At 40.4% G+C, this 12,609-nt stretch carries 8 protein-coding genes; 7 read left to right on the forward strand and 1 reads right to left on the reverse strand.

The window, feature by feature from the left end:
* The first annotated feature begins 21 nt into the window (after window positions 1-21).
* The 7 genes from V7Q33_RS13545 to V7Q33_RS13575 all read left to right on the forward strand — a co-directional run bounded on the left by V7Q33_RS13545 (window position 22) and on the right by V7Q33_RS13575 (window position 11,062).
* The gene (locus tag V7Q33_RS13545) at window positions 22-4,269 is read left to right on the forward strand and encodes an amino acid adenylation domain-containing protein (RefSeq protein WP_333820186.1); all 4,248 of its coding nucleotides are present in this window, start codon (window positions 22-24) and stop codon (window positions 4,267-4,269) included.
* Complete coding sequence (locus tag V7Q33_RS13550; protein WP_333820187.1) at window positions 4,266-5,096, forward strand: serine aminopeptidase domain-containing protein; 831 nt, start codon at window positions 4,266-4,268, stop codon at window positions 5,094-5,096. The genes V7Q33_RS13545 and V7Q33_RS13550 overlap by 4 nt, the downstream gene beginning before the upstream one ends.
* A 1-nt stretch (window position 5,097) precedes the next feature.
* Window positions 5,098-6,066, forward strand: coding sequence for an alpha/beta fold hydrolase (locus V7Q33_RS13555; protein WP_333820188.1), 969 nt, complete (start codon window positions 5,098-5,100; stop codon window positions 6,064-6,066).
* 9 nt (window positions 6,067-6,075) lie between these two features.
* Window positions 6,076-6,615, forward strand: coding sequence for a YbhB/YbcL family Raf kinase inhibitor-like protein (locus V7Q33_RS13560; protein WP_333820189.1), 540 nt, complete (start codon window positions 6,076-6,078; stop codon window positions 6,613-6,615).
* Window positions 6,616-6,764: 149 nt separating this feature from the next.
* Window positions 6,765-9,224: an ABC transporter permease gene (locus V7Q33_RS13565; protein WP_333820190.1), complete on the forward strand. Its 2,460-nt coding sequence runs from the start codon at window positions 6,765-6,767 to the stop codon at window positions 9,222-9,224.
* 267 nt (window positions 9,225-9,491) lie between these two features.
* A complete protein-coding gene (locus tag V7Q33_RS13570) occupies window positions 9,492-10,391 on the forward strand; it encodes an SGNH/GDSL hydrolase family protein (protein WP_333820191.1) in 900 nt (299 codons plus the stop codon).
* Between the two features lie 26 nt (window positions 10,392-10,417).
* Window positions 10,418-11,062, forward strand: a complete 645-nt coding sequence (locus tag V7Q33_RS13575; protein ID WP_333820192.1) for a sugar-binding protein — start codon at window positions 10,418-10,420, stop codon at window positions 11,060-11,062.
* A gap of 160 nt (window positions 11,063-11,222) precedes the next feature.
* On the opposite strand, the gene V7Q33_RS13580 is transcribed toward V7Q33_RS13575, so the two are convergent.
* Window positions 11,223-12,609: cellulase family glycosylhydrolase (locus V7Q33_RS13580; RefSeq protein ID WP_333820193.1), on the reverse strand; the 1,387-nt coding region annotated here is incomplete at its 5' end.

A 12,609-nucleotide genomic window follows, 5' to 3' on the forward strand; every position in this document is an offset into this window, starting at 1 on the left:
CGATTTGCAAAACCACTGTTAATGCGTAACGCAATGAACATTAAGAATGAAGATATTTCTCTACCTATAATTCAATCACATAAAGCAAGTGTGCCCGTTAAAAGTCATTTTCCATACGATCAACGAGGCCCCAGGAGAAGTGCGTATTTTCTCAATACAATTAAAGTCGAAATTACCGGTGAGTTGTTTGCCCGGATTGACCAGATCAGTAATGGGATTGATCATACTCTGCACATGATCCTGATGACTGCAGCAGCCATTCAATTAGGAAAGCATTCAAAGAGGAGTGAAGTTATAGTAAGCATGCCGGAATATCGCCAGAATGGAGATGAACCCCGAATAATAAAGATCAGATGTCAATTTACCGAAAGCCAGTCATTCAAGGAATGTCTGCTTCAAATGAGACAAACGATTATCGGTGCCATCGAAAAAACGGATCAGAATAATCAGGAAGCCAGCACGGATGTACTTGTATTATTGGAAGGTATACATGAAAAAAATACCTCCTATACAAATGCCAACATCCGGTTTGTATTTAAGAAAATGAGTGAGCACCTCGAATGTTACCTGGAATATAATACATCTTTATACAGGAAGGTTACAGCTGAATTGATCAGTGAGAACTTTAAAACATTACTTTCTTTTGTTTTGTTTAATGTCAACACATCGCTATCACAGGTAAATTTTGAAAAGACTTTTATAAAGCGCGGGTTTGATTGTTTCATCATCGGAGGTTCTACTCTTCCTATACGATGTGCAGAAATACTGCTCGATAACGGCAATGAGATTTTTGGGGTTATTTCAGACGACCGCGATGTGAAAACGTGGTGTCAGGAGAATAACATTTTACACTGCCATTTTAGACAAGAGGACATCTTCGATTTTTGCAATCAGGCTTCATTTGATTATTTTTTAAGTATTAACAATCCACATTATGTATCGAAGGAAGTACTATCGCTTCCCAAGCAATACGCCATAAATTACCATGACGCGCTGCTACCTAAATATGCAGGAAGGTTTGCTACATCATGGGCGCTTGTCAATCACGAGAATGAACACGGTGTCAGCTGGCACTTACTCAATGAATCATTCGATACAGGTGATATTGTAAAGCAGGCCCGGGTATCAGTTGATGAAGACGAAACTGCATTTTCACTTAATATTAAATGCTACGAAGCTGCCGTTAAATCTTTCGAAGAGTTTGTAAATCATCTTGCGTCTGATCGACCTCTTACAATTACAAAGCAAGATTTGAATAAGCGTACCTATTTTGGTTTTTCCGAACGTGCGCAGCTTCAGGATATAATTTCATGGAATAGTAACGCAGAGCAAATTGATGCACTGGTACGGGCGGCAAACTTTGGTAACTATGAGAATCCATTTGTCACTTCCAAAATTTTGCTCAATGAAAAACTGTTTATCGTAAGTGATGCCGCTATAGAAAAGAATCATTCTGATTTGCCTCCGGGCACAATTTCTTCGGTAACGGATTCGCTGATGGTATCCACGCGGACCCATGACGTAAGAATTACCAGGCTAAAATCCCTTGATGGACAGGATGTGTCAATCCGTTCTGTGGTTGACGAGTTAGCGTTGTTCAAAGGAATGAAGCTCAAAGACCCCGATGAAGAGTTTATCAAAAAGATAAGCCAGATACACACGTATACATACAAGAGTGAAGCGTTTTGGGTCAACAGGCTCCATGACCTGCAACCGCTTATTCTTCCTTATACCACCTTGAACGCATTGAATACCACGGTGTGTAAGCGTGATGAAATCGCGATTAGTATAAAAGAATTTTTTATAGAAGATAAGAAGCCTGAAGGCGAGGTTCTCCTTGTTTCATTTTTAGCATACCTGGCGAGGCTTACCAATACATTCTTGTTTAATATAGGATTCCGTGATGAATCTTTACAGCTTTTAACACAGTATGCCGAATCGGTCTTTGCTGATAAAGTACCTCTGCATATTGACGTTAATCAAACGGTAAACTTCAATGTATTTCAGGCTTCTGCACGTGAAGTTATAGATACAGTGCGTAAACATAAAACATATAGTCGCGATGTGTTGGCCCGATACCCGCAGTTGTCTAAGAAGGTAAGCACGCTGGCTGACGCACTTTCTTTATCCGTTGCTTTGGTGAAGCGTATAGAAAATGTTTCCCATAATCATGAAAATGAAAAGCTGCAACTTGAATTGATTATACCGGAAGAAGGGAGTGAAATGGTGTGTGTGTATAATAGTAGTTTGTTCACCCGGGGTTTGATCAATAGAATGTTGCGCCAGTTTGTTGTTTTTTTTCAAAGTATTCACAAAAATCCTGAACAACCTGTTTCACAGGTATCGATACTTGATGAAAAAGATCAGCGAGAAATTTTAGAGACGTTTAACAATACAGATGCAGCTTATGAAGACAAGAAAACATTGTCTCGTTTGTTTGAGGAGCAGGTCGTGTTAACTCCTAATGCTATTGCCGCGATTGACGACAGTGGCGAATTAAGTTATGCTCAGTTGAATGAACGTGCCAATCAGCTTGCGAATGCATTGATCGAAAATGGATTTAAAAGAGGACAATACGCAGGCATTTTTATAGACAGATCTCAGGAGATGATCATTGCCGTGATGGGAGTACTCAAAGCCGGAGGCATCTATATACCACTGGAGACATATCTTCCTGAAAAAAGGCTCATTTATATTTTAGATTCCCTGCAAGTCGGCAGCATGGTAACAAATAGCCTGCAACTTGATAAAATATATACTGCTGGTGATCAATTGCCTTCACTAAAAACCATCTATTGCCTGACGTCACGTGTGGATGGTAATCTGCGTGCACAGAAATCCGGCAAAAGAATTGTTACCTATGAGGATATTGAAAGCAAACAGAATACAAACCCATCGCTTGCATTATCTTCCGATGATATAGCCTATGTGATCTTTACTTCAGGATCAACAGGGACGCCTAAGGGTGTAGTTGTAAAGCATCGTCCCGTTATCAATGTGATCGAATGGGTAAACAAGACCTTCCACGTAAGTTCGGCTGACAAGATTCTGTTTGTGGCTTCATTGAGTTTCGATCTTTCAGTTTATGATATTTTCGGGATACTGGCTGCGGGAGGAACGATCAGAATAATTTCCGGTGAAAAGATCCGGGAGCCTGAATATTTACTGAATGTTATTCTTGATGAAGACATCACATTCTGGGACTCTGCCCCTGAAGTGCTTCAGCAAGTAACGCCTTACTTCGACAAAGTAAAAGGAAGGGGTACTAGTTTCCGGCTCGTCTTTCTAAGTGGCGACTGGATCCCCGTCATGCTGCCGGATGCACTTAAAGATACATTTGCCAATGTAAAAGTTATAAGCCTTGGTGGAGCAACGGAAGCAACAATCTGGTCTAACTATTATCCTGTAGAGAAAGTAAATCCTTCCTGGAAAAGCATTCCCTATGGCAAACCGATTCAAAATGCGAAATATTATATACTCGATCATCATTTACTCCCTAGCCCTATCGGTATACCCGGCGATCTGTATATAGGTGGTAAATGTCTTGCGGAGGGGTATATTAATGACGAAGCGCTTACGGCAAGTAAATTTATAGACAATCCATTTTTGAATGGGGATAAGCTATACAGAACAGGCGATATGGCCAGGTGGTTTGAGGACGGGAATATGGAATTTTTAGGGCGGAAAGATTTTCAGGTAAAAATTCGTGGCTATCGTGTTGAGCTTGGAGAAATTGAAAGCCTGTTGCTAAAGTATAATGGGATTAAAGAAGCGATCGTTATGGTAAAAAGTATCTCAGAATCTGATAAGCGACTGGTAGCTTATTTTATTGCACAAGAAACGATATCAATCAATGATCTGAGAAAGTATCTGCGTGAACTTATTCCTGATTACATGGTACCCGCGCATTTTTTACAATTGAAAAAATTTCCTCTGAGCGCAGTGGGAAAGGTAGACAGAAATGCACTGCTGGATCTGAAAGACATTACCTCCAGCGATAATTTTATACCGCCTTCAACAAAACTTGAACAGCAGCTGGCGGAAATATGGCAAGAGAGCCTCGGTATAGAAAGGGTTGGTCTGGCAGATAATTTTTTTGATCTTGGCGGCCACTCGCTGTTGGTTATTAAAACCAGGTTCAAACTAAAACAGGTCTTTGGAGAAGAACCATCTTTTTTGGATTTTATGAATCTCCCGTTCGGTCAATTTGCAAGAGTTTTTGAAAAGAAAATAAATTCAGAAAAAGTGAATAGAGTAAAGTCTGCATGATGGAACCACTGTATTTTGGAAGTGCCGGGCATGAACTTTTTGGTATGATCTATCCAGCCGATCGTATGCATGAGCTTAATGCCGGAGTGATTCTTTGTTACCCTTTCGGTCAGGAATATATCCGATGTCATCGCGCTTATAGCGCTTTGGCTTCGCGACTTTCGCAAGCCGGATTGCACGTACTCAAATTTGACTTTTATGGATCAGGCGATTCAGCAGGAAACCAGGAAGATGCCAGCATGGAAGATTGGCTTGCGAACATCCACACCGCTATAGCTGAATTGAAACGCAGTTTTAGTATAGATAGAGTATATCTCGCTGGCGTGCGGTTAGGAGGTACCCTGGCAGCTATATATTCTTCCCAACACTATATTGACGGACTTATTCTTTGGAGCCCGGTTATCCATGGGGAGATGTATATGAAAGAGCTTGAACGGCTTCAGCGTAAATGGCTAAGCGAAGCCTTTGCCCGTTGCAGAAAGAAGGATAAAAGTGAGATTGAGAATATGGGGTTTGTTATTTCAGACTCACTGGCAAACCAGATAAATGCGGTGAACCTTCTTAATCTCCAATACAGGGAGAATACAGCTATCTATGTGGTTGATGGAGAAAATAGTGATGGAATTGAACCATTAGAAGCAAAGCTGCGCATGCATGCAAAGTTTATAAAAGGTGAGGGGTATAAATTTTGGTTTAAAGTAAAAGGTGTCAAGGATCAAAGTATGGTGCCTGCAGCAACCATTAAAATGATTACAGATTTGATAGCACAGGATATACGGCTGCCAGCAATGCAGCGCGTCTTCAGTAAAAATGCAACCTTGGATTAGTATGGAGAAAGCTTTCATATTTGGAGAAGCAAAAAATCTGGTGGGTATTATTCACAGGCCAGCGCACGCGAATATACATTACCCGGTGATGATCATGATAAACGGGGGGCTTATTCATCGCGTTGGACCAAACAGGTTATACGTTAAATTAGCAAGGACATTGGGTGTAGCCGGATGGACTTCCTTTCGATTCGATCTGTCAGGTCTTGGAGATAGTGCAACGGCATGGCAGCAGTCAGAATCCGGAAATGACGTTCATGATGCAAAGGAAGCGATGGATTTTATTGCACTGACGTATGGAATACATGAATTTATCCTGATGGGAATTTGCTCCGGGGCAGACGTTGCTTTTCATACAGCACTAAAGGATACCCGGGTTGTTGGCGTAATTCCGATTAACGGATACTTCTATGAACTTGAAGAAATGTATGACGTTGTGAAAAAAGCAAATGAGGCAGTGGCTCTTCGATATTACAAAAAGAATATGTTCAGTATAGCGCGGTGGCAAAAGATCGTGCGTGGGAGGAGCAGCGTTTTAAGCCTGAAAAATCTTTCCCGAATACTGAATTCCATTACTAACATTGCAAAGCAGAAGTTTAAGCCTGCAGCATACGCTGGATCAGGTATAGTCAGAAAGAATCAGCCCGAATTTAAAATAGATAACTGGGACATATTGCTCAAGCGAAACACAAAACTATATCACATATTTTCTGAAGGCAGCGATGCGTATGACGCCTTCGTGCTTACAGCCGCTATGCGCCTGCAAAGTTATATACAATCCGGAAAGATAGGTTATACGTTGATCAGAGATGCCGATCATACCTGCACACTGGTGTGGTCGCAGGAGTATCTCATCATGTTAATAAAAACATGGCTGCTTGAAAATAACTGGGAGGTGACTCCACATAGCAGCAACATACGTGTAGCTGAAAAAGAAAGTATTCAGGATTTATTAATGCCAAACATATAAATTTCAATTATGAATATCAGGAAAAAAGCTATTACAAGACTTCTCAAATTTCTCTATCTCATTATTCTTATGGCCATCAATATCAACGCTATCAGTCAGGGTAAACTTACGGTTGCAAGTACAGCCTTTACAGAAGGTAATTCAATACCTGAAAAGTTTACATGTGCAGGGAAGAATATATCACCACCGCTCAGCTGGAGTAATGCACCGGCGGGTACTAAAAGTTTTGCACTCATTATGGATGATCCGGATGCTCCTATGGGCGTTTGGGTACATTGGGTATTGTATAATATTCCAGCGAATGTCACGACCCTGAAAGAAGATCTCAAGATCGCAGATATCAAAGCTATATATGGATTGAATGATTGGCGTTCTGCTGGTTACGGAGGTCCTTGCCCGCCTAACGGGCAGCATCGCTATATATTTAAACTTTATGCATTGGATACCGTGCTGGAAAGTGCTTCTGATATGACGAAACAAAAACTGGAAGCCGCCATGAAAGGACATATTCTTGCAAAAGGCGAACTTATGGGCACATTTACGCGGTAAGCGAAATGATGAAAATATGAATTCATTTAGTTAGTGTTCCCGGTGCTTTTTGAACTTGGTATACAAGACATGCAGGGTACGCACAAAGACAAGAAAACGGACTCTTTCAAGAACTAGTAAAATTTTAAATAATTTCTATTACACCAGCTATGTTCAAGCTCAACCTTAAGATTTTTCTAAAAAGTATTTTAAAGAATAAAGTATATTTTGTGGTGAATGTTCTGGGGCTGGCCATCGGTGTGGCTTGTGCTACCCTCATATTTCTTTGGGTGCAGTTTGAACTTAGCTATGATCGCGATCTTAAATATGCAGACAGAATTTTCAGGGTGAATTCAAAAATAAATATGAGCGGTCACGACTTCAGCTCCAGTATGGCGCCCCCGCCACTGGCAGAAGCCTTCGATCGCGGATTGCCGGAAGTAGAGGCCAGCACGAGAATATGGAATTGGGCGAATATATCCATGAGCTACGATGATGGTAAGACTCAAAAGATATTTAATGAAAAAAGAGTATTCGAAGCAGACTCCAACTTTTTTTATTTCTTTCACTATAAACTGAAACAGGGAAAAGCAGAGACGGTACTCAATAAACCATGGACCGTTGTGTTAAGCGAAAAGGCCGCTCTTCGATACTTCACTAAATCAGAAGTAGAAAGCGGAGAAGTGATTAACAAGCGAATGAAGCTTACCCTCGGTGGATATGGAATAGAATGTCGTGTAACTGGAATAGCCGAAGATACTCCTCCCAATACACATTTTCATTTTGATATCCTTCTTTCAAGTTTATCAGACCCCTGGAGTAAATCACAAACATGGACAGACAATACATACTATACTTATATCTTATTGCGGCAGGGAACCGATCCGAAGGCTGTTGAAAAGAAAATCCCGCTTCTGGTCAAACCTTTTCTGGATCCTCAGCTCCGGTCTAACTACAGCACAAGCTATGATGAGCTAAAAGCAAATGGCAATTACTGGGATTATTATCTTCAACCGGTTACAGATATCCATCTCTACTCTAATTATGAAAGAGAAATAGAACCGAATGGAAGCATCAGGAGCATTTATATTCTCAGTATTGTGGCGGTGTTTATCCTGCTGATTGCCTGCATCAATTATGTGAATATTTCCACTGCGAAAGCTAAAGAGCGTTCAAAGGAAGTAGGTGTGAAAGTTACACTTGGCTCCGGTAAAAAACTCCTGCAATTACAGTTCTTTACTGAATCATTCATCATCACCCTGATATCATTTATTGTAGCCAGTGTTCTGGTATATTTTGTAAGTGGATACTTTAATTCAGTGATGGGGATTGACGCAGACATCTCCATTATCAGGAGCGGTTTTTCCATTCTTCTGTTTCTTCTGCTCTTTGTATTGGTTGTATTGTTGGGCGGTTTATATCCCGGTCTTTATTTATCATCGCTCATCCCTGTTGAGGCGTTAAAGGGGAAAGTTAAATCCAGGCATAATACCATAAAGCTTCGAAACATACTTGTTATTACCCAATTTACAGTTTCCACGGGATTAATTATAAGTGCTATACTCGTATATCAGCAGCTCAGGTTGTTGCGAGAGAAATCTCCCGGGTTTCATAAAGAGAATATAGTTGTTGTTGAAGATCCTTCTATGCGGATCGGGGGGAAAGCGCAGGAGTTTATCGATGAATTGTATAAAAATACCAACGTCATAAGTGCTAATGTCGCTACCGACTACCCGGGAAGTGGAAATTATCTGTTGCCTATAGTAGCTTCTAAAAAAGGAGAGAGCAGTGATCATATATTAACAAATTTTAAAGTAGGGTATGACTTCTTGAAAACTTTTGATATCCAGCTTGCTGATGGAAGAGGATTTATGAAGGAACTGGATTCTATCAATGTAAAGCGTGTGATCCTGAACGAAGCGGCAGCGCGGGAGCTTGGACTTAAAAACCCCGTCAATGACAGAATTATTACTAAAAATCTCAGTGGGTTAACCGTTAATCAAGCTGAATACGAGATTATCGGAATCGTGAAAGATTTCAATTTCGAATCCTTTCATAAAAAGATCAGGCCGGTAGCGCTGTTTCTTACCGGAGATGGCGAGCTTTTTAATGTCAGAGTATCAGGCGATATCAGTAGTGCACTTGGAGTTATCGACAATACGTGGAGAAAATTTGCTCCTGAGGCTCCACTGGAATATACATTTGTAGATGATCAGATAAATGCATTGTATACTGCAGAAATCGGATTGAGCAAAGTTTTAACAGTGCTCACAATACTAACCATTGTCATTGCCTGTTCCGGGCTTTATGGGTTAACATTATTTATTATGGAGCGAAGGACTAAAGAAATCGGTATCCGTAAGATTCATGGCGCCTCCGTAACAGAAATAACCTTTGTATTGTGCAAGGATTTTATAAAATGGATACTGATTGCCTTCGTCATTGCATGCCCTGTAACTTATTTTGCGATGAACAGGTGGCTTGAAAATTTTGCATACCGAACCACAATATCATGGTGGTTATTTCTGCTTACAGCCGGTATCACGCTGGCCATTGCATTGATTACCATCAGTTACCACACATTAAAAGCTGCGAGAGGTAATCCTCTTAAAGCAGTGAGAGTTGAGTAATTTTTACGATCGGTCTCATCCCGCCAAGAATGAAATGCCCGAATCCTTTCGATAGCGTTGTCGTGTTTGAACTCATTTCACATCGAGGATTACCGAGATAACATTATGAGAAATCCATTGTCCCGTTTCAAGTTCAAATCGACTATTAAATATTTGATTGTATTCTTATTGGGCATAATAGCACTTGCTGAAATAATCTTGAGGGTGGGGTATAATGAACAGTTGGAGACACAGATCTACCCGTTAATATATAGAAGCGATTCGATTATGGGATACTCACATATTCCCAATATCGATTCACACATTCGCCGGCCCAGCATAAACAAGCGCTTTCATCTAAATAATCACGGCTTTATTGGTAAGGACTTTTCCATCATTAAACCAAGCGGTGAACTAAGGATAGCGATAGTTGGAAATTCACTCACCGAAAGTATTTGGTATAATTCAGAGGAAAATTATGTAATGAAGCTGCAAAAACAATTTGAAAGCAATGGCTATAGGAATGTAAACTTGATAAATTGTTCTATGGGTGGTGAAAATAAAGATTATAGAAACTATTTACATATTAAGCACAATGTTCTAAAGTTTCATCCAGATGTAATCTTGTTCCATGTCAGAATACCGTTTCATAACGATAATGAAGTGCGCGAGAATTATCGTGGTTATATGATTCGCTACGCAAAGGATACAAAGGGATCAAGAGAAGACGCTATTCAAAAAGTAGAAAAAATATATGGGGAGAAGTCATTTAGATTTTTTTATGACATCTCTTACATCTTTCGGGCATATTGCAAAAGGTATAATGAAACCCATTGGGGTGAATTCTCTGAAAGTATTGGCATTTATAGAAACAATTGTGCCAGCACCCCGGATATACTTGATTATTCTTACTCTTTACAAACGTCAATCAAAATTTTATCCGATTTACGTATTTCTCTGAAAAATGATAACATTGATTTGATTGTATGGCCATTGAGACTCGATGATGAAATAGCAAAACATCTGACAGAAAATAATATCTCTTTTATTTCTCCGGATTTCCAATATGATGATTCGATGATATATGAGCATGATGGACATCTCAACGAAAAAGGACATGATACTGTATCAAAAACTTTGTATCCACTATTGCAGAAGAAATTACAAGAAATGAATCATATAGAATAACCTTGTCGAGTTTTCAATTTCGATATATGAAAGTAATTTATTCTCTTGTACTCTTATCAATGCTCATCTGTTGTAAAGATGAGGATGTTGTTTTTTTACCGCAGGTTGGCCAAGCACCTATTGTAGATGGGCTTCAGGAAGATCTTTGGTTGAAAACACAGCCTCATAGTCTGTTTTTTTATTATGGTCAAAAGGCTGAAGACAGCCTCGATTTTAGCGCCACATACAGAGTCGTGCAGCATAATGAAAATATGTTTTTTCTAGTGTCGGTATATGACCAAATAAAGTATACCCATCAAAAGCCAACAGAGCGCCATGACCTCGAACTCTGGAACCCGGCACATTATGACAGAGTTAATCTGGAATTCCTTAGGGAAGATAATGATACCGATAAATTTGCCATAAGTCTAAATTATGGATTAGATTCAGTATTCGCGACTAATATATCACCCACCGATTTCAAGGCAATTGTATCAGATACACCGTTGGGTTATAATGTAGAGTTTATGATACCGTTAAGACTCATCAGGAGCGATATAATTACTTTTAACCTTTGGATCACTGATCATGATAAAAGATTCCACAGAGAAGGATTGGATGTTTTTGGAGTTCAGGAAAGCACGTATGGTAGCGGTGGCCGGTACAGAAAGAGTCTATCGCTGGAGGAATGATGTAATGAGTATAGGAATCCGTCCATAACCTCAAAAGCCGCGAATTGTTAAATTCGCGGCTTTTTTGTTGTTCTAAAGATCAGTATAACGGATCAATATATACCTATATATTTAATTAAAGTATACAGATGCCTTTAATTTCATAGGCCTGTAGAAGAGCCTATTCTGCTCCGGCATTAAGTGCATCAATTGTACGCTGATCTTTTACTGTCAGATTAGCGCGGTCTATTGCTCCACCGGTGTCCCACCAAAAAGGTATAACTCCGTGTGCGATAGCCTGCTTCGTAACAAAAGTTGCCCAATTATCAATAGCGTTATTATGCGTTTCCAGATCCAGCGGTATATGGTCACCTCCATTTCTCCGGTAAGCCCCATACTCACCCATTAATACGGGAATCCCCTTGTCTACAAATTTCTCTTTCATTTTCTGAAAGTACCCGATCTGATCGGTCTCTTCTCCCCACGTTGCATTTCTATCGGGCTCTATAGTAGAATGAGAGTTTGCGCCCCAATAGTAAAACATTTTGCCCCAGCTTGCATCCTCTTTCAAAAGAGTAAATTGGGATGGTGTATAGTTGTGGATTTCAACCATCATTCTACCAGCGACTTTATCGACAGGCAGCGTATTCATCATGGTATAAGTCTTTTCCATATCCGTACTCGGCCCTTGAATTACCAGAACCCTGTAACTATTCTTGCCTCCCGTAGAGCGAACTGCATCAATAAATGTCTGATGAAAACCTGTGAGCAAATCCATTTGTTCAGCGTTATCAACAGACGGCTCGTTGGCACTGGCAAACATGAGGTGTTCATCAAAATCGCGCATGACAGTAGCAATTTGTTCCCAATATGCCCTCTGCTTGGCGTTGATAGAATCCTTTTTCGTAGCCTTGATGTTTCCTTCCAACCAACCTCCGTCCCAATGTATATTCAGTAAAACATATACATCATTGTTTACACAATATCCAACTACTTCTTTAACTCTGTTGAGCCAATTCTGATCGATGTGCGCGGTGGCCGTGTTATCAACGTGCGTCAAATTCCAGGCACATGGAATTCTGATAGCATTGAACCCACTCTGCTTTACAAACTTTATGAAGTCTTCGGTAATTATCGGGCTACCCCAACCTTGTTCTCCACCGGGAGCTTCGAAAGTGTTTCCAAGGTTCCAGCCTAATCTCATTTTTGCAGCAAGTTCTGGGGCCGTGTGTTCCATTCCCGTTGCATCAGGTGCCTTAGGCGAAGTGTTATAAGACGGATATATAGTCGGCTTCTGAGTTACCGTAACGCGTCTGCCCTGACCGTTGTTTGCGTTAACTTCCAACACTGTAGAACGTTCACTACCCGTACCGTTTTTACTTACAATAATCTGAATACTGGTACTACCGCTGTTACCGTTCACCTGGCTTACCTTCAACCATGCATCAGCAGCATTCGAGATAGTCCAGCTGCTGTTAGCGGCGATGGAAAATTCTGACGTATCTCCTTCAGGGTTGAGCGAAAGCTGCAGTGGAGTTACCGTCAGTTCAGGTGTTACATCGTCCTTT

Origin of the sequence: Ohtaekwangia sp., from assembly GCF_036786105.1 — a bacterium.
Lineage (GTDB): Bacteria > Bacteroidota > Bacteroidia > Cytophagales > Cyclobacteriaceae > Ohtaekwangia.